Raw genomic sequence first — 23,251 nt, 5'->3', positions numbered from 1 at the left:
AAGTCATTATCCTTCAAAAGCGTCTGTCAATGGAGGAACAACTTGCTTCTTCCGGGAAACAACACCTGGCAAGTTCATCCGCTTATTATCAAGCTTCTTCCCAAAGGCCTTTTCAACTGTATCAGTATGGTCACCAACAACAAAGAGGTCAGTATCACTATTTAAAATGTTAGTAACCATTAGTACAAAGGTCTCGTAGCCATTTTGATCCATTAAGTTGTGCATTTCCTTTTCAAGATCAGCTTGACGGGAGAAAACGTCATCTAAGTCAACGGTATTAACTTGGCCGATTCGTAACTTAGTACCACCAAGTTCAAATGTCTTTGCATCACCATCGACAATTTCGTTATCCGTCTTCTTAGCAATGTTAGTGCCGGCCTTTAGCATGGCGATTCCATACTTTTCGTAGTCTTCAACACCAGCAACTCTTGCTAAGTACTTAACAGCTTCACGATCATGATCAGTTGTGGTTGGTGACTTCAAAAGTAATGTGTCTGAGATAATTGCTGAAAGCATCATCCCGGCAAGGTCTGCTGGAATATTAATGTGCTTTTCTTGGAATAATTCAGTGATAATAGTACTTACACAACCATATGGACGAGCAGTAATCCAAAGTGGTTGAGCAGTGTTAAAGTTAGCAATTCGGTGGTGATCAACCAAGTGAGTAACAGTAACCTTATCAAGATCGCTAACACTTTGTTGTGGTTCGTTATGGTCAACAAGCATAACCTTGTCAACTTCGTTTGCAACGGTCTTAACTACCCGAGGCGTCTTCATTCCAAAGTGATCTAAGGCATACTTTGTTTCGTCGTTAGGTTCACCAAGAGCAACAGCTTCAGTTTCGTAACCTAATTGATTTTGAAAGTATGAAAAAGCCATTGCAGCTGTAATCGCATCAGTATCTGGATTCTGATGACCAAAAACTAATTCTTTGTTACTCATTTAAAATTCCTCCTGTTTGTTTCGATATTGTCCGTAAGTACTAAGACATGAAACAATCTACAATTTCTATTCTATCATGGAAGCACCAGCTTGGTGAGATAATTATAAAATATCTCACCGAAAATAAAGAAAAGTAGAGAAAGCTTATTAATTCTCCTGACTTATTGGTTCTTCATTTAAGATATTAACTTGTTTACGCTTTAATTTTACAGGTGTTCCTTGGGTATCAGTATCAACAACAAATGTCCCGTTTGATTTGGCAGTTCCAAGGTGGTGATCATCTACTGCAACATCCTGGAAAGCAGGTCGATCAGTAATAATTTCAAGAATATCATGATTACCTGGATCATAAGCAAGAAAGTCGACAATCTTATGAGGATGGTTCTTAATTCTATGAATCACTAATTCTCCACGACGAGCACGAGCTCCAACTTCAATTTCAGAGCTTGCCATTTCTTTAAAGGCCCCACGTTGGGTAATCATTGCCAAGTTTTGCCTTTCAGAAACTAGAGTAAAGTCAGTGGCATAATCAGTATCTTTTAAGTTTATTGCCCGAACCCCACCAGTTCGTAAACCAGTAACGGGAACATCAGCAACATCAAATCGAACCGCATACCCCTCATGACTAATCACAAGGAGCGACCGATTTTCATTTGCTGGTTCGTAATAATCAACACTTACTAACCTCGATTCGTCGCTCTTTAACTTAATCCCAGTCATTGTTCGACTCTTATAACGACTCCCTGGCTTATAATCTGTAAATGCCGACTGCTTGATCTGACCATCGTTTGTTCCCATAATGATGGTTCCTGGTTGATCCAACTTATCAAAGACCATTGCTTTTATGATATGCTCGTTTTCTGCTAAACCAATCGTCTGTGAAATATGCTCTCCAGTATCCTTCCACCGGGCATCGGTAATTTCATGAACAGGTCGGTAAATAACATTTCCAAAATTGGTAAACATAAACAAGTGCGCTAAAGTATTTGTTTCTTGAATTAAAATCGGGTAATCATCTTCACGAAGACCGTTTTCGTCTATTGGTGATGCCTTAAATGAGCGTACACTTGATCGCTTAATATATCCCGCGTGAGAAACCAAGAGAATAACGTCTTCTTTTGCTACCGTTACCTTAGTATCAACTTTTAACTTCTCTACATGACTTTCAATCTTTGTGCGTCGTGGGTTACCAAACTCTTTCTTAATTGCTAACATTTCTCTCCGGAGGACATTAGCTAATTCTTGATCATTTGTTAGGATTAATTGGAATTCTTCAATTTGCTGGTTTAGATTTTGCTGTTCATCCTTGAGCTCAGTAACATCAGTATTCGTTAACCGATAAAGTTGCAGAGTAACAATTGCTTCTGCTTGTTCTGCGGAGAATGCATACTGGCTAATCAGGTTTTCCTTAGCATCTTTTCGATTTTTACTTCCACGAATAGTCTTAATTACTTGATCTAAGATTGATAAAGCTTTAATCAATCCTTCAACAATGTGGAGACGATGTTGGGCCTTATTTAGGTTGAATTGTGTCCGTCGTCGAATAATTTGCTTCTGAAAGGAAAGATATGAGGTTAAAATTCGTTTTAACCCTACCCGCATTGGTCGCTGCTCATCAATCGCAACCATGTTGAAATTATAGTTAATTTGCAAATCAGTATTTTTAAGAAGGTAATTAAGGATCCCCTGAGCATTAGCACCACGCTTTAACTCGATGGCAATCCGCAAGCCACTACGATCCGTTTCGTCACGTGCTTCGGCAATCCCCTCCACCTTCTTAGCTAGACGAAGATCATTAATCCGCTTGACTAGTTGAGCCTTATTAACCTCATAAGGAATTTCGGTTACGTTAATTTGTTGGCGACCACCGCGAAGTGTCTCAATCTCAGTTCTAGCACGAACAACAATTCGCCCGCGACCTGTTTGGTAAGCCTTTCGAATACCATCAATTCCTTGAATAATCCCTCCGGTTGGAAAGTCAGGACCCGGTATAAATTCCATTAGTTTCTCTAAACTAGCATCTGGATTATTTAGAAGGTAAACCAAAGCATCCAGTACTTCACCAAGGTTATGCGTTGGTATTTCTGTTGCGTATCCTGCTGAAATACCGGTAGCACCATTAACAAGAAGATTGGGAATTCGTGCTGGTAAGACTGTCGGTTCCTTTTCAGTGTCGTCAAAGTTTAACGTCATTTCAACGGTATCTTTATCAATGTCCTGAAGCATTAATCCAGCAATTTTGCTTAACCGTGCTTCCGTATACCTCATTGCCGCAGCTGGATCACCATCCATTGAACCATTATTCCCGTGCATTTCAATTAATGGTTCCCGGAGCTTCCAATCTTGACTTAGACGAACTAATGCTTCGTAAATTGAACTGTCTCCGTGGGGGTGGAAATTACCCATGACGTTACCGACAGACTTGGCTGATTTCCGGAATCCCTTATCGTAGGTGTTTCCATCCTTATTCATTGCAAATAAGATCCGCCGTTGAACTGGTTTTAAGCCATCCCGAATATCAGGCAATGCCCGTTCTTGAATAATTGACTTTGAATAACGACCAAAACGATCCCCCATCAATTGTTCCAAGGTCATTTTTTCAATTTTACCGTCTCTCACTGTAATGTTCCTTTCTGCTTACCTAAAAAAGTGCCTCTTGGTTAAAAGTCTTTTTAGCTTTTATTGGTTGTCCATTATGACTTGATAAGTGTCCCTTATTCTCCACTAATTCATCCGATTCTTTATCATCACTAAGAGTAAAGTGAACATTATCTTCAATCCATTTCCGCCGTGGCTCGACCTTATTCCCCATCAAAGTTGTTACCCGACGTTCAGCTAACTCGGCATCCTCAATTCGTACTTGAATCAATGTCCGTGTTTCAGGGTTCATTGTTGTTTCCCATAATTGATCGGCATTCATTTCACCAAGTCCCTTAAACCGTTGTAATTGAGCATTCTTCCCTGCTTTCTTGGTCAGTTCTGTCAATTCATCATTGGTCCATGCATAGGTGATCTTAGTTTTAGCACCCCGTCCAGTTTGTAAACGATATAACGGTGGCAAGGCGATATAAATTTTCCCGGCCTCAATCATTGGTCGCATGTACTTGTAAAAGAATGTCAATAGCAAGATTTGAATATGTGCTCCATCATCATCAGCATCTGTCATGATAATAATTTTATCGTAGTTTGAATCGTCAACATTAAACTCAGAGCCAGCACCTGCACCAACTGTATAAATAATTGTGTTTAACTCTTCATTCTTTAACACATCATCAAGCTTAGCCTTTTCAGTATTTAAGACTTTTCCCCGTAACGGTAAAATGGCTTGGTATTTCCGGTCACGTCCCTGTTTAGCAGAGCCACCAGCAGAATCCCCTTCGACCAAGAATAGTTCATTCTTTTTAGCATTCTTTGATTGTGCTGGAGTTAGTTTTCCAGAAAGGTTTCGTTCTTTTCGACTCTTACGTTTGCCGCCACGAGCTTGGTTCCTTGCCTTTCGCGCTGCTTCACGAGCTTCACGGGCCTTGATTGACTTTCGAATCAGCATCTGGGCAAAATCGCCATTCTCCATTAATGCATAACCGAGCTGCTCGCTTACAATGGAATCCACAATTTTCCGTGCTTCCGGAGTTCCTAACTTATCTTTTGTCTGACCTTCAAATTGCAAAATTCGTTCAGGAATTCGAACAGAAACAACAGCAGTCAGTCCCTCACGAACATCACTTCCTTCAAGATTCTTGTCCTTATCCTTCAGCAATCCAACCTTATGGGCGTACTCGTTAAAAGTCTTGGTCCAAGCACTCCTAAAACCAGCCTCATGCGTTCCGCCATCTGGCGTGCGAACATTATTAACAAAGGAAAGCAATGATTCAGAGTAACCATCATTATATTGGGCAGCGACCTCGACCTCAACGTCATCCTGACTACCATCAAAGTATAAGACTTTACCTAAAGTATCTTTACCTTCATTCAAGTAAGTGACAAATTCTTGAATACCATCTTTATATTGAAAAATATCTTGCTTCTCATGATCCTGCCGCTTATCAGTTAGAACAATTTTAATTCCCTTTAACAGAAAGGCAGATTCTCGCAACCTATTTGCTAAGGTATTGTAATCATAAACAGTTGTCGTAAAGATGCTTGGATCAGGCTTGAAGGATACCGTTGTTCCGTTGCCGGCATTTGTATGACCGAGTTTCTTTAAGGTACCAATTGGCTGACCGCCATCCTTAAATTTTTCTTGATAGCGTTCATGATCACGGACAATCGTTAGAGTAAGGTTAGTTGATAAAGCATTAACTACTGAAGCACCAACCCCATGAAGTCCACCAGAAGTCTTATAACCATCTGATTGACCGAACTTACCACCAGCATGAAGAACCGTCATAATTACTTCAGGGGTCGGTTTCCCGGAAGCATGCATTCCGACTGGCATTCCCCGACCATGATCCTGAACCGTAATTGAATTGTCTTTTTCAATCGTAACGTTAATCTCGTCACCGTAACCAGATAATGCTTCATCAACTGCATTATCAACAATTTCGTATACGAGGTGGTGCAGTCCTCGCGAATCGGTAGATCCAATATACATCCCTGGTCGTTTCCGAACGGCCTCAAGTCCTTTTAAAACTTGAATTGACGATGCATCATACGTTTCTTTTTTTGTGGCCACAAAATGACCTCCCTTTTCATTTTGAACGTCTGTTCGATTTATATATTATACCGTAATTCGAACAGGATTGTAATAGTAATACTACAATCTTTAACAATAACGATAATACTTCATTTAATCCTTATTTTGCAAACTACAATTTTAAAATAGGTTCTCTAGTGGTTTCTAACAGGATTTCGTGCTATCTTTAGTGGGTAGCTATTTTTAAGGAGTAAATTGAATGATAATTAAAATAATTGGAATGGTGATTGTTGCCTATCTTTTAGGATCTATTCCATCAGGCTTGTGGATTAGTCAAACTTTTTACCATAAAGATATTCGAAAGCTTGGTAGTGGTAACATTGGAACCACAAATACCTTCCGTGAATTGGGGCCTAAAGCTGGAGTGGTGGTTCTCCTAATGGATGTCCTCAAGGGGACACTAGCAGCTAGTCAGCCATATCTTTTAGGGGTTTCTCATTCGGTAAACCCGTTATTAATTGGGATTTTTGCCTCATTAGGACATACTTTTTCAATCTTTGACCATTTTCATGGTGGTAAAGCAGTTGCAACTAGTGCAGGGATTCTACTAGCATACAACCCACCACTATTTGCCCTTGCCTGTACAATTTTTATCATCACTTTGTTGTTAACAAGCATGGCCAGTTGTGCCAGTATCGTTGGAATTACCTCAATATTTATCATTGCGCTTTGCGAGCACGATCTAATTCTTAGCTGCGTTGCTGGAATTTTAACCGCACTGGTTCTTTGGCGACATAAAAGTAATATTATTCGAATCATTACTGGCAAAGAATCCCTGGTAAGTTTTGGGCTTGTTTATTATCTAAAGAAAAAACATCATAAATAAAAAGCAGTTTGAGAACTCAAATTCTCGAACTGCTTTTATTTATAATCTTAAAATGGTTGGATGCTAAATTCATACTTAGCATTATCTTGCGGTACTAAACGATGCATCCCCTGTTTATGTAGCAATTTGCCATCTGCATTAACATTGTCCGCAATTCCCCACCATGGTTCTACACACACTAAATTAGCTTTAGTTGGGAATGGTGACCAAACTCCAACATGTTGAGTTCCAAGAGTGTGAACATGAACACCATGATTATTAATCGGATCGGTTAAGGTTGCAGTAAACTTTGCACCACCCGTTTCAAAAATTACTGCATCGTTGTCAAATAGTTCATGACTAATTGTCATTGGCTTTTGCATGTCAATCATGATTGGGTTTTGTGAATCATTATAAGGTCCATTTAATACAACACGTGAATACTTTTCAGCGGGAGAAACACTAAGTTGAACTTGTTCGAAGGAACCTTGAGTGCTCAGTGGCATATTAAAGCCAGGATGAGCACCAATTGCATAAATTAATGAATGATTACTATCAGGATTAGTAACCGAGTAGCAAACATTTAATTGGTCATCAACTAGTTCATAAATTACACGGAGGTTAAAGGCAAACGGAAAGGCCTTTAATGTTTCTTCACTATCGGTCTGTTCAAGAGTAACCTGAGAAGAAGTCTGGTTGATAACCTTAAACTTACGATCCCGGGCAAAGCCATGTTGGGTTTGGTGGTATATCTTGCCGGCAAATTCATATTGATCATCTTTTAACCGACCGACGAATGGAAAAAGAATTGGTGCTTGACGTTTCCACGAAGCTGGATCTCCCTGCCACAGATATTCAATTCGGTTATCATTCCGCCGAATACTATGTAATTGGGCTCCTAGCTCAGCAATCTCAACAGTTAAATCATTGTTTTCTAGCTTAATCATAGTACCATTTCTCCTTAGTAAAAAGCTCTCTAACCGCATAATAGCAAATTAGAGAGTTCTTTTAAATTAGTAAAATAGTAAAATTTAGTAAAAATTATGAAAACGGTTTTACCATACTACTTTTGTGGTTCTTCTTCGTAGTCTCCATTCGGGCAAACGACCTGAGTACCACCTTTGATTTTCTTTTCGACAAGGAAATGACCATCTTTTGGACAGTTTCGCCCAATTGGCTTATCCCAAGAAACAAAGTCACAATCAGGATATCGTGAACAGCCGTAGAACACACGATTTTTTTTCGACTTTCGTTCAACAACCGTTCCTTGACCACATTTTGGACAAGGAATTCCAGTATCCTTAACGATTGCTTTTGTATTCCGACATTCAGGAAATCGTGAACAAGCATAAAACTTACCGTAGCGCCCCATTTTAACTACCATTGGAGCACCACAAATATCACAATCCATTCCAGCAAGTTCATCTTTCATTTCGATCTTAGCAACTTCACTCTCAGCGGTACTAACTTCCTTGGAGAATGGTTGATAGAAACTATCGACAACCCGAACCCAATTTTGCTTCCCCTCTTCAATTTGATCAAGTTTATCTTCAACATCAGCAGTAAACTTTGCATTAACAATGTCTGGAAACTGTTTTTCGATAATTGTATTGACGATTTCTCCTAATTCCGTTGGCTCAAAATGCCGTGAAACTAAGCGAACATAATAACGGCGCTGAATCGTGTCAAGTGTCGGTGCATAGGTTGAAGGACGACCAACACCGTTTTCTTCAAGTGTCTTAATCAAGGCAGCTTCAGTATACCGTGCAGGAGGTTGCGTGAAGTGCTGGGCAGGATCATCACTGACCATTTGAGCACTATCGCCTTCTTTTAGTTCAGGAAGCAAGTTATCCTTTTCTTTCCCCCGCTTGTAGACCTTCGTAAAGCCAGCAAACTTCACCTTTGAACCTGATGCTCGGAAATCAACGTTATTCTGTTGCAAGTTGACATTCATTGTATCAATAATTTCCGGTGTCATCTGACTAGCGACAAACCGTGACCAGATCAAACTATACAATTTATATTGATCATTAGTCAGATATGGCTTCATTTTGACGGGCGTACGAAAAACAGACGTTGGACGGATAGCTTCGTGAGCATCTTGGGCCCCCTCAGGTAACTTACCCTTAATTGGCTTAACTGCAGCATATTCCCCGCCATATTCTTCATGAATAAACTTAGAGGCCTCATGCTTAGCAATTGATGCAATCCGAGTGGAATCAGTACGCATATAAGTGATCAAGCCGACAGGTGCCCCCTGCTTAATATCAATTCCTTCGTACAACATTTGAGCAGTCATCATTGTTTTTCGTGTACGGAAGTTCAAACGACGGTTAGCATCCTGTTGCATCGTGGAAGTTGTAAATGGCGGCTGTGGTTGACGCTTACGCTCCCGTTTAGTCACCTTAGTAATTGCAAAGTCTTTATTCTTGTCAAGTTTACTTAAAACCTGTTGAACATCATTATTATTTTTTAAGCTAACTTTCTTGCCATTTTCGCCAAAAAATGTTGCCTTAAACTTTTCACGATTATGTTTAAATTCGGCATCAATTGTCCAATACTCTTCAGGCTTAAAATTCCTAATCTCGTTTTCTCGCTGGATAATTAAATTAAGGGCGACCGACTGAACACGACCAGCACTTAACCCCTTCTTAACCTTTTTCCATAGGATTGGACTAATGGAATAACCTACCAACCGATCAAGAACTCGTCGTGCTTGCTGGGCATCAACAAGATCCATGTTAATAGTTCGTGGCTCATTGAAGGCTTCCTTAACCGCATCCTTAGTGATTTCGTTAAATGTTACCCGATTTTTTTCAGAATCATCAAGCTTAAGAATATTTGAAACGTGCCAAGCAATTGCCTCTCCTTCACGATCGGGATCTGATGCAAGGTAAACTGCTTTTGCATTTTTAGCGTCTTTCCGTAATTCCTTAATCACGTCACCCTTACCCCGGATAGAAATATAATCAGGCTGATAATCATTCTCAATATCAACCCCCATCCGACTCTTAGGTAAATCACGCACGTGACCTAAACTTGCTACTACCTTATAAGAGCGACCCAAAAACTTCCCAATTGTTTTGGCCTTTGATGGTGATTCAACAATCACTAATTTCTTTTTTTGTTTTGCGCGACGAGTTGTTTTTCGTTTACTCGTTGTCTTTTTCTTTGTAGTACTAGTTGCCATTATATTGGCTCCTTACTTCTATACTTTTAAATATCTTGCTTACTGATACTACTATTATTAATGCATTTATATAGTATCTGTCAAACTATATCCAATCGAATGTTGATTTTAATTAAAAAGGAGCCGAAATGCAAGGATTAATTCGTTAAAAGAAATTCGTCAAGGAGATCCTTTGCCGCTGTAATTGGTTTGGCTCCCGCCGCAATTAACTGGTTACATCCCAATGATAGCGGAGCATCAATTCGTCCAGGAATTGCGCAAACATTCCGATTTTCTTCTAAAGCAATGTTTGCCGTGATTAGACTTCCGCTACGTTTCTTTGCTTCTACAACCAAGAGCGTTTCAGCAAGACCAGCGATAATTCTGTTACGTTCCGGGAAGTGCCAGGCTAATGGCTCCTCCCCTAACCCGTACTCAGAAATCACTAGCCCCTGCTCAGCAACCGCTTGCTGAAGATACTGATGATTTCGGGGATATACTTGATCTAATCCAGAACCAATGACACCAATTGTCTTTCCCTGATTTTTTAATGTAATCTCATGACTTAGACCGTCAACCCCTGCCGCTAGACCACTTATGATTGTAATTCCCCGTTTTATAATCACTGGAAGAATCCCCTTTAACGCTGCTTCACCATAACTCGTCATCTGGCGAGCACCAACGACCGCTAAACCTTGTGTATTCAGAAGTCTAAGATCACCTTGATAAAATAGCACTAGTGGTGGACAGAAGATTTCATTTAGTTGTCGTGGATATTCACCATCCACAATCGTAATATATGACTGCTTCATATTTAATTGAATTTTCTCACGTAACTCAATACTGTCCCATTTTGTGCACGAATACTAATACCAGCACGTTCAATTAACAAACTAAGATTATTAAATGACCGTGCTTTTTCCGCTGTTTGCCATAGTCGCCACCGGGAAACTGGGCTTAATCCCGGACAAAGGCTTAGTTTTAATAAAAATTCTCGAACTTGTAACATAAAAATTCCCCCTACTATTACAGTACGGAGAATTTTCAATTTACTATTATTTTAAATATTCCGGAACTGGATTAAATGAACGGCGGTGAATTGGGGTCGCCCCTAATTTACGTAAACCAGCTAAATGCTTTTTTGTCCCGTATCCCATATTTTCAGCAAAGTCATACCCAGGATAAACCTGATCATAATCGCGCATCAGATGATCTCGATACTCCTTAGCTACAATACTAGCTGCTGCTACACTAATTGATTTTTGATCTCCCTTAATTAAAGTTGTTTGGGGAATATCAAGTGCCGGTAAAGGAACAGCATCAACAATTAAGTGTTCGGGCTGATGATGTAATTGACGAACGCTTGTCATCATCGCGTCTTGCGTTGCTGCATAGATATTTAACTGATCGATTTTTGGCGAATCATTAACCGCAATGCTAACTTCAACTGCTTCGTTAACAATTTGCAGGTAAAGGTTTTCTCGCTCATGGCGGGTTAACTGTTTCGAGTCAGTGACCCCGATCAAATCAAAGTCTGAACTTAAAATAACAGCACTCGTTACAACCGGCCCTGCTAATGGACCACGACCGACTTCATCCATTCCAGCAACATACTGGCATCCTTGCTGCCAATACTGTTTTTCAAATTTAAACCGCTGATGAAATGCAGCTAATGCTTTTTGATAGTGTTCTTCTCGTCGCTGCCACTGCTGAAGGGCATTTTGGACTCCCTTTCGCGGATCCTGAGCTAGTTCTAGTAATAATGGCGAATTCGAATCATGCACTGTTTGAAGCGCTTGTTTAATCTCCGCAATCGTTTGCTTACTCATTAACGCCATCCTCATTTAAGTCAGCTGGAACTTCCATCGTAATGGGGCCTAACTTTCCCTTACGTAATTCAAAGATTAACCGTTCACTAGCCCGATCATAGTCATCACGAAAACCCATTTTTTCCGTAATTCTTAATAATAAATCTGGATTAGAAACACTTTCATCTAAGTCGGCATCCGTTAATCGGTACCGTTTCTTTAATTCTTCAGGTTGTTGGCAACGAAGATAGTCAAGGGCAAATAAGGCAACATCGTCTTTAGCGTAAAGACTATCTTTAATTGCCCCTGACAAAGCAAGCATTATTCCTTGCTTCTGACTGGCAAATTTATGCCAAAGAACTCCGGGTGTATCTAGCAATTCCAACTCAGCTGATGAACGTAGCCACTGTTGACCAGTTGTAACTCCTGGACGGTTTCCTGTTACAGCAACGTTCTTTTTGACCAGGTGGTTTAATAGGGTTGATTTTCCAACATTGGGAACCCCCACGCACATTGCTCGAATAGGCCGCTTTTTTAATCCCTTGGCTGCTTCTTCTGCTAGCTTATCATGAAGGATCTCCTTACTCTTAGCGGTAACAATTTTACTAACATTTTGTTGACGAGAATCAAGTGCTACTACTGGCTGGTTATGTTCCTTAAAGTAAGTTAGCCATTCACCTAACCGTTTAGGATCAGCAAGATCCGTTTTAGTCATAATTAATAAACGCGGCTTATCACCTGCTGCTAACGCTATTTCTGGATTCTGTGAGGAATAAGGAACCCGGGCATCAACTAGTTCAAAGACAATATCAACTAAGGACATTTGTTCACGAATTTGTCGAAGCGCCTTTGCCATATGTCCAGGGAACCATTGAATTGTAGCCATTTACCTTACCTCCTAATTCATTGCATCGCGATATTGTTGCCATGCGGTATCAAAGATTGTCATTGACGGTAAATAATCCGCATTTTCTTCTAGGTACTTTGAAATTTCGTCAAAATCTGTTGACTGCTTTGGAAAAGCTGAATCATAGAATGCATTATTAGCAAACTGTTCAACTTCATCCGCATCCGTAGGCTTTCTCTGGGTCATTAAATAGTGATAAAAGCTTTCACGAACTGCCATCTAATCCCCTCCTTTTATTTTTCAGGAACAGTAATTAGAAATTTAAACTGACCATCCTGCATGTTAATTTCTTGTGCCGAATACTTTAATTGCCGATTCCTACTATAACGATTTAAATCTAGTAAAACAGTCTTTTTCTTTGGGTTAATAGAAACCCACTTAGGAATATTATAATTTTTGGCGATATATCCCATCACAAATTTAATCGGAATATTGAGGCGACCAACGCTTAATCCTTTAGCACGCAAAAGAATGTTTCCCTGACTTGTCCGTTCGGGAATAAAATTAATTGCGAACCGAACCTTAGTACCAAGGAACTTAGTATCCCCAACTAAAGTTGCGTATTTTTCACCAACAATAAACTTATATTTAATTTTATTATCCTTTAAAAAATTATCCAAATAGTTTGCTGATAAGGCATTTACTTGTTTGCGGTTTAACTCCACCATTAATGATGAATCATTAGCCTTGGTGGTTTGCGACATTTCTGCTTGTGGTGCTGGTGCGGTTGCTCGCTGAAGAATAACACCACAGCTAATCACAATTAATAATACTAAAGTAATAAATGCCCATTTCCACCAGTTAATCTGTTTTTTACTATTCATTAACTATTTCCTCACATATTCCCAACTATCATACTTAACCATGCTCTTAAACAATTGACTTGCCATGTGTTGATATCCTAAATTATTCGGATGAAAATTATCTTCAGTCGAAATGTATTCGTTCAGATTACGGTCTTTGTTACTCATGATCGATAACAGTTGTGATTGCTGAACCTTTCCATGGTTCACCTTTTCTTCCTGTTGAATCAATTGTTGTCGTTGAGCCTTTGTTTGGTATTGGCCATATGACATTACCTTATAAATACTAACAAAATGCATTTTTGAATATTTCTTTGTAACACTTCGAGTTGCCTGATTCCACTGATTGATTGAGTCGTTAATTGCAGCTACATCTGGGAAGTATGTGTAAACCGGGTTATAAATACCCATTACAAAGATCGGTGCATGTTTATTCTCTTTTCTTACGGCTGTAAATAGTTGGTTTAATTTATCCTCATATATCCCCTGTGCTTGATTAATGCTCGACTGAATTTTGGCTTGTGATTGCATCATAATGTCCTTTTCCAGTGTTTGCATTAAATCATTACCACCAACCGTCATTATGATTACATCAGCGTTTCTTAAATCTTTCCGCATCTCTGCCTGCTTATTTAGCCGAGCAAGGATCTGGTCAGAACGATCACCACTTACACCGTAGTTAACGGTCGAAACACTAGTCTTCTTATACTTATCCTGAATCTTCTGCTTTATAATGCCTACATAGCCGCCATTTTTCTTCTCATCACCCTGTCCATAGGTAAGTGAATCACCAACTGCTACCAGCTTTATATGGCGCTTTTCAATGCGTTTAACCTGATGCTCCTGACTTATTGATGGCCGAATAAAATACTGATAGCCATACCATCCACCAACTATAAGCAGAACCAACAGCAAGGCGCCCCATAACCACTTTATTTTTTTCATTATTATTTCACCCTTCACCAAAAAAGCGGCATAGTGACTATGACCGCTTCCGAAATGTTTAAATTTAAACTATTCAGTATAGTAAAGCAAACAACAAGCTCCTAAACCAGTATGAGTGGCAATAATCGGCACCGTTTCCCGGACTACGACATCAAGATTAGGTTCAAATTCTTTAATCTTCGTTAAAAGACGGTTGACTTCACTATCCCCTTCAACATGAGAAATACCAGCGCCCATAACTTTAGGGCCATTTTTCATTTCATCTAAAATTCGATTCCACTCTTTATGAAGGGCCTTCTTTCCCCGACCCTTCATAATAATATGGATCTGGCCGCCATAAACTTGAAGCATCAACTTAATGTTTAATAAATTAGAGAGGGCCCCCGCAAATTTGCTGACACGACCACCAGCAACCAAATTGTCTAAGTTATCAATTGCCAAATAAAGCTTAGAATGTGCAAGAACATACTTCATTCGTTCGATCGCATCTTCAACAGAGCCACCATTTTCAATTACTTTAGCAGCCTCAACGATCTGGAAAGCCATTCCCCGGTCGGTTGTCTGGGAGTCGTAAACAGTAACCTTAGTCTTCGTCATCCCTGCAGCTTGTTCAGCTGCGTGAACAGTTCCACTAATAGATTCCATCATGTTGACACATAGAACCTCACTGCCGTCTTCACCAAGTTTATTAAACGCATCAACAAACCGTCCAATTGGTGGTTGGGATGTTTTAGGTAATGATTTAGCGTTTTTCATTAATTCTGGGAACTGGTCATTAGTAATTGTTTCCCGTTCCACATATACAGTTCCATCAATCATTACCGTTAATGGAATAACCGTAATGTTATACTTCTTTATTTCTTCTTCTGTTAATCCTGCAGAGGAATCACAAACGATCTTAATCTTTCCCATGAAAATTCACTCTTCCTAGAAAATGTTATGTTATAATAATCTAGTCTTAGAAACTAGATGACAAAGTTTCACGAACCATTATGCGACATAAATTTGCGCTGGTCAACTTGTTTATTTATTATTTAAGTATAGCAAAAGTAGCAGTAAAATTCATTGCTACATTACACGAAAGGGGTAGAAAAATGGAAAAAAGCAGAGAAACAAAACATTCAGTAATTATTGAAATTGGAAATGCAATTACCCATGGGATTGGTCTCGCCCTTGCAGTTGCTGGTTTAGTACTCCTAATACTTAAAGCCGTGCATACGGGTAGCCCAATGAGAATCGTTACTTTTACAATATATGGAAGTACCCTCGTATTATTTTATCTTTTCTCTACACTTTATCATTCGCTCTACTTTACCAAAGCACGACGAATTTTCCAAATCTTTGATCATGATTTTATCTATATCCTAATTGCTGGGACATATACTCCTTATTGTCTTGTAAGTATTAAGGGTTGGGAAGGCTGGACCCTATTTGGGGTTATTTGGGCACTTGCAATTATAGGCGTTGTCTACAAAAGTATTTGGTTAAGGAAAAAAAGTCACTGGTCAACTCTCTTATACGTCCTGATGGGCTGGTTATGTATTGTCGCCTTTTGGCCGCTTTGGGATGCCTTAGGTCCCGTTGGGTTTGGCTTACTCTTTGCGGGTGGCTTAACCTTTACAATCGGCGCACTATTTTACAGTCGGCCAACACAGTACACTCACCTTATTTGGCATATCTTTGTACTAGGAGGAACTACTTTTATGTTCTTTTCAATCCTTTTATTTGTTTAACTCCCAGGTTTCAAACCAACAACTAGTCTGACCATCTTCATTAACTTCATCACGGTTAATCAAATGCCATTGATCATAACTGATCGATGGCATTTTTACGTCACCGTTATAATGACCATTAATGATTGTTCGCTCAAGTTTATTTACTAACGGCATCATTAAGGAGAAAATTCGTGCGCCACCAATTACATATACCTGATTATCCGGTAACGCATCAATCAGCTGGTCGAGAGTTTCAACATCATGGACAACCGTAACCTGATCATTAGCAATTGATTGATGTGTTAACACAATATTCTGCCGGTGTGGTAACGGCTGACCAATTGAATTATAGGTTTTCCTTCCCATAATAATTGGGTGATTAGCTGTTAATTTGCGAAAATGTTTTAAGTCTGCAGAAACATGCCAAGGCAATTGGTTATCCTTTCCAATCCAACCATCAAGATCCTCAGCCCAAATAAAATTAACTTCACGCATTTCTTTGTCTCCCCTTAATTTAAACTGCAACTGGTGCCTTAATGGCTGGTTCGTGAGTGTAGTCTTCCAATTTAATATCACTCATCTGGTATTCGTCAATCGCCTTAGGTTCATCCGGTAAGATTAATTTAGGCGCCTTATGCGGCGTTCGTGATAATTGTTCCTTAATCTGTGAAAGATGATTCAAATAAATATGAGCATCCCCCAAAGTATGAACAAAATCACCTACCTGCAGCCCGCATTGATGAGCAATCATGTGCGTTAACAATGCATAACTAGCGATATTAAATGGCACTCCAAGAAAGATATCGGCGCTTCGCTGGTATAGTTGGCAACTTAACTTCCCGTCATTCACATAAAACTGGAACATTGTATGGCAAGGAGGTAAGGCCATTGATGGAACATCTTCCGGGTTCCAGGCAGAAACAATCATCCGTCGCGAATCCGGGGTCGTTTTTATTTGATGGATCACATTAGCAATTTGATCAATTGTTTGCCCATTGCTGGTTTTCCAATGACGCCACTGACTACCATAAACTAATCCCAAGTCACCATATTTCTTAGCAAAATCATCATCGTTAACAATCCGGTCACAAAAATCACGTTTTTCTTTTAAATAGACCTTCTTAAACTCAGGATCCTGAAGCCAGCGATGACCAAAATCCGTCATATCTGGACCATGATACTCATCACTCTCTACCCATTTTTTAAATGCCCACTCATCCCAAATATGATTTTTGTGTTTTAAAAGGAATTGAATGTTAGTATCTCCCCGAAGAAACCATAACAATTCACTTTTTATTAGGCCAAACGGAACCTTCTTGGTTGTAAGTAGCGGAAATCCTTCTTCAAGATTAAACCGCATCTGATAGCCAAAAACAGATTTTGTCCCCGTGCCGGTACGATCACCCTTAGTGTGACCATGCTCCAACACATATTGCGCTAAATTTAAATATTGTTGCTCATTTTCATTGATTACCATTACGTATCCTCATCATTAGTCAATATAGTTACTTAAATATTCCCATCGTGCTGTTTTATCGTCAATTTCTTTTTTGACCTGATCTAGCTTCTTTTGCAATTCGGCTAGTTTTTGATAATTAGCAGACTGCTCAGTCATCTGTTCTTCAATTGCTTTACGCTTATTATCAAGTTGATCAAGATCATCGTCAATATGATCCCATTCCAACTTTTCCGCATACGTTAGCTTAGTTTTTTTCTTTTCACTTGAACTTGGTACTGATTGTTGATGCTTAGCTGTTTGTTGCTTTTTTGCAGCGCGTTTTTGCTGTTGCTCCTCTTCAGCCTGCTTTTTAGCATCAGTAAGGTAATCAGTAAAGCGTCCAGTATAACGTTGAATATCACCATTACCGTGGAAAATTAACAAGTCATCAGCTACTTTGTCCAAGAAATAGCGATCATGAGAAACTGTAATAACAGTTCCCGCAAAGTTATCCAGATAATCTTCTAAAACCGTTAATGTTCCAATATCAAGATCGTTAGTTGGTTCGTCAAGAAGAAGGACGTTGGGCTGCTGCATAAGGATTTTCAGCAAGTACAGGCGTCGCTTCTCACCACCCGAAAGCTTCCTAATCAATGTTCCGTGCATAAAGCGGGGAAATAAGAAACGCTCAAGAAGCTGAGTAACGCTAAGCTTATTGCCATCCTTATCGGTGACATTTTCGGCAATTTCACTCAGAAAACTAATCATTCGTTTATCATCATCAATTCCCTCAGTTTGCTGAGTATAGTAACCAAGCTTTACTGTTTCACCAATTTTGAGCACTCCACTATCCAACGGTACTCGTTGCGCAATTACATTCAATAGACTGGTCTTCCCCGCGCCATTTTCACCGGTAATTCCAATTCGATCGCCAGCCTGAACCAACCAATCAAAATTATGGAGAATCTGGTGATCACCCAGGGTCAAATCAGCATTCTTAAACTTAATTACATCTTTACCGAGCCGTTGAGAACCCAAATTAATCGAAATATCCTCGTCAGTTTTCAGATTACCGACCTTATTTTCGAGTTCATGGAAACGATTAATCCGTCCTTTTTGCTTGGTTGATCGTGCCTTAGCACCGGTTCGCATCCAAGCTAATTCCTTCTTGTATAACTGTTGATTCTTTTTCTCGGTATCCTTAGCTAACTCTACTCGTTCTGCCTTTTGCCGAACAAAGTCTTGGTAATTACCATCATAGTGATAAAGGTTCCCAAATGACAATTCCCAAATATGATTAGTAACTTGATCGAGGAAGTACCGATCGTGAGTTACCAAGAGAACTGCTCCCTTATAAGAAGCAAGAAAACCTTGAAGCCAGACTACTGAATCAAGATCTAAGTGGTTAGTTGGTTCATCTAAAAGCAATAAATCTGGGTGTTGAATTAATACCTGGGCCAAGCCTACCCGCTTTTGCTGACCACCAGATAATTCACTAACCTTTTGACTAACGTTCTTAATTTTTAATTGGGTAAGGATCGTTTTAACCCGGCTATCAGCTTCCCATGCATCCTCTTGATCCATCTTTGCTTGCAATTTCGTGTATCGATCCATTGCTTGAGGATCTTCGGGATGATTACTAAAACGATCAAGTGCAAGTTCATATTCCCGAATAGTTTGAAAAACAGGCTGATCGCCTTCAAAGATTGCATCCATAATCGTTTTGGTTGGGTCAAGCGCTGGCTGTTGTTGCAGATACCCAATCGTGTAGTCATTTGGTGTAGTGATCGAGCCGCTTTCCGGGCTTTTCCGCTTACTAATAACGTTAAGAAGACTGGTCTTTCCACTCCCGTTAACACCAATTAAACCGATTCGATCGTTTTCGTTAATTGTAAAGGAGACATTATCAAATAGGGTTTTCTCGCCATAAGTACTGGTTAATCCCTCGGCTTGCATTGTTTGCATCTCGTTTTATCCCTCTTTTTTTAGTTTTTCTGCTTCATTAATTAAGGCTTCCCTATCATTAGGTAATTCGCCATTAACGACTTGGACTGTTAGTTTCCTAATGATCTTTCCTAGCAATGGGCCAGGCTTTACCCCAGCATTACTAATAAGAACTCCTCCATTAACAGCCAGTTCTTTACCGCTTTTAATGGGCAATAAATCATACTGCTTCATTAACTGCTCATCAGGAATCGCCCAGCCATATAATTTAGCAACTTGATTAGCATCCTGGACAGCTTTTTTCCCAGCCTTAAATAAGGTTAGCGGTGATAAATCACTAGTTCTTAATTCAGCAATCACTGGAAGCATCTTCTTCACATTGGTGATCAGTTCGTTAGAAGTCTTCCACCGGCGAAGAAACTTACCACTCTCTTGTAAACTCAAGCCAAGTTGGGTCACAAGTGTAGCCCATGCCTGCTCATTGTTTTGAAGTTGCCAATTATTTAATAATAACAGACCACTTAATTTTTCCTTTTGTCCAGATAATCCTGGGCAGTATTGATAAAGACCTGTTTGGAGGAAATCATTAAGACCAGCTACCGGATTTTGTCCTAGTAATAAATTCTCGAATTCGACTCGAATCCGTTCAACCGCAATTTTGTCCAACAGAGGTGCATTCTGCTTAATCCCATTAAGGGTCTTTGTAGCAATTACGAAATCCAATTTACTAGCAAAGCGAACAGCGCGCATCATCCGCAATGCGTCTTCATGGAATCGCTCATTAGGATCCCCGACAGCCTTGATTAAATGATGTTTTAGGTCGTCTAAACCATTAAAAAGATCAATTACCTCACCATTTTCCTTCAACGCGAGTGCATTAATCGTAAAATCACGCCGTTTAAGATCCTCGCTTAACGACCGAACAAAGGTTACCTTATCAGGACGCCGAAAATCTTGGTAGCCAGATTCGGTTCGAAATGTTGTGGTTTCATATCCCGTCCCATGATCAAGAATCATCACCGTGCCATGTTCGATCCCAGTATCAACGGTGCGGTTAAAAATCGCTTTAATTTCACTTGGATAAGCACTGGTAGCAATATCAATATCATGGATTGAATCGCCTAAGATCGTGTCACGAACGCAACCACCCACAAAATAGGCTTCGAATCCTGCTTCCTCAATTTTTTGGAGTACTGGTCGTGCAGGTTCAAAGATTGGTGGTAAGTGTTTGATGATCATTTAATCAAGTCCTTCATTTTTTAGTCAACCTCGATTATAGCAAATCTAGCAAGGGCGTGTGAACTGTTGTGGGTTCTTTTCTTTTGAGTGATTTTGGTTTAAAATGTTAGTTAAAGTAAATATCTGCTCATCAAGGAGACGAAACATGAATTACCCATACCAAGACCGTTTTCAATTATTCTTAAATCAACAGGGACTGGCACCACTAACAATTAAGACCTACGATGCTACCCTAACTCATTTCTTCACTTTTCTCATGGACAATCGACCAGAATTTGCTACTAGTCCTCAGCTAATTAACCTTACCGAAACCGACGTTCGTGCCTTCCTGACTGCCCTAAAAGAAAATGAAAAGATTACCCTTAGCACTTACAACAAGAACCTTTCCCACCTGAATCGTTATTTTCGTTACCTTTTTACTCATAAGTTAATCAAGATTTACCCAACCCTGACAATCCACGGGAAAGCAACTAGCAATAATAAGCGGTTAACAACTAAGTGGCTTGAAAAGCTTCCTGAAATTCTCCATGATAACCAAATTCACTTTTACACTCGCCTAACAATTTTTCTCTCCAGTCGCGGATACACGGTTAGTGAATTCCTTGCTCCCGGTTTTGAAAACGTTTGGCAAAAGCTTAGTCCTGCTAATGAAACCGAGAAGAAATTCATCAGTAACTTTAATTTCTTCATTAAGCCCTTACAAGAACTCCAACATTCTCCCCAAATCTTTCTTAAGCAGCGGTTCTCACCGGATAATCCCGGACTTTCAAATGCTGGTCTGCATAAATACCTGCGTCAAGATGAAGGTTATCTTGGCTTTAGCCTAGCCCCAAAATTTCTCCATCAGGCATACATTCTCTACGAACTCAACAATCATCCAGAGCTTTCTCCTGCCCAATTGATGGAGAAATTACGGTTGGACCCAGCTTCACTACTGTATTATCAAAAGCAACTGATTAACCATAATAAATAAAGTCCCCTAACACTCCGTTTCCTGACATTTCTGTCATTCGGATTGAAAGTTAAGGGACTTTTATTTACTTGAAATTAGAATTGTTTCTTTTTAACTACTCCTAAGCCAAAGATAGCTGTAAGGGCGCCTAATGCAATTAATGATATTGAGTTATCATTTCCAGTTTGTGGAAGACTATTTTTCTTTTGGCTTTGGTTTGAACTTGGGTTACTTGCTTGTGAGCTATTAGGTGCAACAAATGCTACTTGAGCTGGTTTATCACCTAATCCACTCTTGATATCTGCCGCACCAAAACTAACCTTGTCATCATTTATTGACTGAGCTACACCTGAACTAGTATTTAATTGAGTGGCACTGCTGTCGCTTTGTTTAGCCGCACTTAAACTAGCACTGTTGTCACTTGACTTAGCTGCACTCGAGCTGGCACTACTGTCACTTGGTTTAGCTGCACTCGAACTGGAACTGCTATCACTCGGTTTAGCTGCACTCGAACTAGCACTGCTATCACTTGGCTTGGCCGCACTCGAACTAGCACTGCTATCACTTGGCTTGACCGCACTCGAACTAGCACTGCTGTCACTTGGCTTAGCTGCACTCGAACTAGCACTGCTATCACTTGGCTTAGCTGCACTCGAACTAGCACTGCTGTCACTTGGCTTAGCTGCACTCGAGCTGGCACTACTGTCACTTGGTTTAGCTGCACTCGAACCAGCACTGCTGTCACTTGGCTTTGCCGTACTGGAACCAGCACTGCTATCGCTTGACTGTAATTTTGCTAGCTCAGCTTTTAATGCTGTTAACTTAAAATTGGCTTGTGCTAAGGCATTGCTGGCCTGATTAACTGCTTGAGTTGCATTATCATTGTTTCTAGCAGCTTGTGTATAATCATCATTAATTTTATTTAACTTTGCACTATATTGGTTCAAAAAGGCAACTGCTTTATTGTACTTATTTTGATCCTCTGGGGATAGGTACGATGGATCAAAAGTATACCATCCGCCTAGGTTTGCCCAATTCTCAGTATGTAAAGGTGAATCCCTAAATTTTCTCCATTTAGTAAGAGCGGCTTGAGAGTCAGCTGATGCCTTTTCGTAAGCCTTGTTTCCTTGTTTCACTAAGGGGATCATTTCTTGATATTTTGCATTGTATTTCTCCCTCTCCTTAGTGAGTTCTTCAATAGTAGCTTGATCCTGATCAGAAAAATGTCCCCTACGATTATCATATATTTGTTGTATTTTATTATAAGCATCTAACCATTTATTATAATATTGTTCTTGCAACTTTTCCGGTTCTGAAGTCAATAAATCGTTAGCTTCACTCTTCAATCGGTCATAATCTGCAAATAATTGAGTATCTGTTTTATTATATAGATCTATCGTTGTGGGCGCGTAATTTTTATATTGTCTTACATATCGCTGATTTCTTGCCCAATCTCCACCGATTTTCATAAGCTCTTTACTAGCTTCTTCCTGGGCAGTTTTAGCATTATTATAGTCATTCTGCTTTTGCTGAACTTCAGTCTGAGCTTGCTTAATTTGTTGCTCTAACTCAGCCTGCTTTGAAGCATTATCAATCGACTGATTATTGGTTTGAGCGTCACTCACGGTCAAAGTTTGGTCATTCTGAATTTGAGCCACTGTCGAATTAGTATTTTGTTCATCGGTTGCTGCATGAACTGGTGAATTAGCATATAGCCCAGTAGCAGTAATTGCAGCTGTCAAAATTGTTGCGGTTACCCAATTCTTCCCAGACTTATATAATTTCTTATGTTCTTTCATTATCATTAACTCCTCCTAATACCTGTCGTTAGAACAGATCTTACTACCCCCCCCTCATAAAAAATCAAGTGTTTTTATACAACAAAAGCAGC

The 23,251-nt window shown here is 39.7% G+C and carries 19 protein-coding genes and 1 pseudogene; 3 read left to right on the top strand and 17 right to left on the bottom strand.

Features of this window, described 5'->3' with window-relative positions; translation table 11 throughout:
- Window positions 1-6 precede the first annotated feature (6 nt).
- From MR181_RS07755 to parE, 3 genes are all read right to left on the bottom strand, one after another.
- Entirely contained in the window at window positions 7-942 is a 936-nt protein-coding gene (locus tag MR181_RS07755; protein ID WP_242336756.1) for a manganese-dependent inorganic pyrophosphatase, read from the bottom strand.
- Between the two features lie 147 nt (window positions 943-1,089).
- Window positions 1,090-3,561 carry a DNA topoisomerase IV subunit A gene (parC, locus tag MR181_RS07750; RefSeq protein ID WP_242336753.1) on the bottom strand — a complete coding sequence of 824 codons (2,472 nt, stop codon included), beginning with the start codon at window positions 3,559-3,561 and terminating at the stop codon, window positions 1,090-1,092.
- 22 nt (window positions 3,562-3,583) lie between these two features.
- Window positions 3,584-5,614, bottom strand: coding sequence for a DNA topoisomerase IV subunit B (gene parE / locus MR181_RS07745; protein WP_242336750.1), 2,031 nt, complete (start codon window positions 5,612-5,614; stop codon window positions 3,584-3,586).
- Between the two features lie 220 nt (window positions 5,615-5,834).
- Here parE and plsY point away from each other — a divergent pair, with 220 nt between their 5' ends.
- Complete coding sequence (gene plsY / locus MR181_RS07740) at window positions 5,835-6,461, top strand: glycerol-3-phosphate 1-O-acyltransferase PlsY (RefSeq protein WP_242336747.1); 627 nt, start codon at window positions 5,835-5,837, stop codon at window positions 6,459-6,461.
- 47 nt (window positions 6,462-6,508) lie between these two features.
- On the opposite strand, the gene MR181_RS07735 is transcribed toward plsY, so the two are convergent.
- The 9 genes and pseudogenes from MR181_RS07735 to MR181_RS07695 form a co-directional block, all read right to left on the bottom strand.
- Window positions 6,509-7,387: an aldose 1-epimerase family protein gene (locus tag MR181_RS07735; protein ID WP_242336744.1), complete on the bottom strand. Its 879-nt coding sequence runs from the start codon at window positions 7,385-7,387 to the stop codon at window positions 6,509-6,511.
- Window positions 7,388-7,503: 116 nt separating this feature from the next.
- Window positions 7,504-9,630, bottom strand: coding sequence for a type I DNA topoisomerase (topA, locus tag MR181_RS07730; RefSeq protein ID WP_242336741.1), 2,127 nt, complete (start codon window positions 9,628-9,630; stop codon window positions 7,504-7,506).
- A gap of 137 nt (window positions 9,631-9,767) precedes the next feature.
- A pseudogene (dprA, locus tag MR181_RS07725) lies at window positions 9,768-10,618 on the bottom strand (DNA-processing protein DprA).
- Window positions 10,619-10,664: 46 nt separating this feature from the next.
- Complete coding sequence (locus MR181_RS07720; RefSeq protein WP_242336738.1) at window positions 10,665-11,438, bottom strand: ribonuclease HII; 774 nt, start codon at window positions 11,436-11,438, stop codon at window positions 10,665-10,667.
- On the bottom strand, window positions 11,431-12,303 hold the full coding sequence (ylqF, locus tag MR181_RS07715) for a ribosome biogenesis GTPase YlqF (RefSeq protein ID WP_242336735.1): 873 nt from the start codon (window positions 12,301-12,303) through the stop codon (window positions 11,431-11,433). Before ylqF ends, MR181_RS07720 begins: the two co-directional genes overlap by 8 nt.
- Before the next feature lie 12 nt (window positions 12,304-12,315).
- On the bottom strand, window positions 12,316-12,543 hold the full coding sequence (locus tag MR181_RS07710; protein ID WP_102168838.1) for a YozE family protein: 228 nt from the start codon (window positions 12,541-12,543) through the stop codon (window positions 12,316-12,318).
- Between the two features lie 14 nt (window positions 12,544-12,557).
- On the bottom strand, window positions 12,558-13,148 hold the full coding sequence (locus MR181_RS07705; RefSeq protein ID WP_242336731.1) for a YpmS family protein: 591 nt from the start codon (window positions 13,146-13,148) through the stop codon (window positions 12,558-12,560).
- A 3-nt stretch (window positions 13,149-13,151) separates the two neighbouring features.
- Window positions 13,152-14,072: an SGNH/GDSL hydrolase family protein gene (locus tag MR181_RS07700; protein ID WP_242336728.1), complete on the bottom strand. Its 921-nt coding sequence runs from the start codon at window positions 14,070-14,072 to the stop codon at window positions 13,152-13,154.
- 69 nt (window positions 14,073-14,141) lie between these two features.
- Window positions 14,142-14,984, bottom strand: a complete 843-nt coding sequence (locus tag MR181_RS07695; protein ID WP_242336725.1) for a DegV family protein — start codon at window positions 14,982-14,984, stop codon at window positions 14,142-14,144.
- Between the two features lie 182 nt (window positions 14,985-15,166).
- Between MR181_RS07695 and trhA the strand changes: the two genes are divergently transcribed.
- Complete coding sequence (gene trhA, locus MR181_RS07690) at window positions 15,167-15,805, top strand: PAQR family membrane homeostasis protein TrhA (protein ID WP_242336722.1); 639 nt, start codon at window positions 15,167-15,169, stop codon at window positions 15,803-15,805.
- Here the strand turns inward: trhA and MR181_RS07685 are convergent.
- From MR181_RS07685 to MR181_RS07670, 4 genes are read right to left on the bottom strand one after another with little or no spacing between them, the layout of a single operon-like run.
- Window positions 15,794-16,282: a dihydrofolate reductase gene (locus tag MR181_RS07685; RefSeq protein ID WP_242336719.1), complete on the bottom strand. Its 489-nt coding sequence runs from the start codon at window positions 16,280-16,282 to the stop codon at window positions 15,794-15,796. The two genes, trhA and MR181_RS07685, sit on opposite strands and share 12 nt — an antisense overlap.
- Before the next feature lie 19 nt (window positions 16,283-16,301).
- Window positions 16,302-17,264 (bottom strand): thymidylate synthase, encoded by a 963-nt coding sequence (locus tag MR181_RS07680; protein ID WP_242336716.1) that lies wholly within the window; start codon window positions 17,262-17,264, stop codon window positions 16,302-16,304.
- Window positions 17,265-17,279: 15 nt separating this feature from the next.
- The gene (locus MR181_RS07675) at window positions 17,280-19,190 is read right to left on the bottom strand and encodes an ABC-F family ATP-binding cassette domain-containing protein (RefSeq protein WP_242336712.1); all 1,911 of its coding nucleotides are present in this window, start codon (window positions 19,188-19,190) and stop codon (window positions 17,280-17,282) included.
- Window positions 19,191-19,196: 6 nt separating this feature from the next.
- A complete protein-coding gene (locus MR181_RS07670; protein WP_242336709.1) occupies window positions 19,197-20,408 on the bottom strand; it encodes a CCA tRNA nucleotidyltransferase in 1,212 nt (403 codons plus the stop codon).
- Window positions 20,409-20,553: 145 nt separating this feature from the next.
- On the opposite strand from MR181_RS07670, the gene MR181_RS07665 reads away from it, so the two are divergent.
- The gene (locus tag MR181_RS07665) at window positions 20,554-21,381 is read left to right on the top strand and encodes a phage integrase N-terminal SAM-like domain-containing protein (RefSeq protein ID WP_242336706.1); all 828 of its coding nucleotides are present in this window, start codon (window positions 20,554-20,556) and stop codon (window positions 21,379-21,381) included.
- 74 nt (window positions 21,382-21,455) lie between these two features.
- On the opposite strand, the gene MR181_RS07660 is transcribed toward MR181_RS07665, so the two are convergent.
- Window positions 21,456-23,159, bottom strand: a complete 1,704-nt coding sequence (locus tag MR181_RS07660; RefSeq protein ID WP_242336703.1) for a KxYKxGKxW signal peptide domain-containing protein — start codon at window positions 23,157-23,159, stop codon at window positions 21,456-21,458.
- Window positions 23,160-23,251 lie beyond the last annotated feature (92 nt).

Origin of the sequence: Limosilactobacillus urinaemulieris (assembly GCF_932750685.1) — a bacterium.
Lineage (GTDB): Bacteria > Bacillota > Bacilli > Lactobacillales > Lactobacillaceae > Limosilactobacillus > Limosilactobacillus urinaemulieris.
This window is presented reverse-complemented; position numbering and strand designations above follow the sequence as displayed.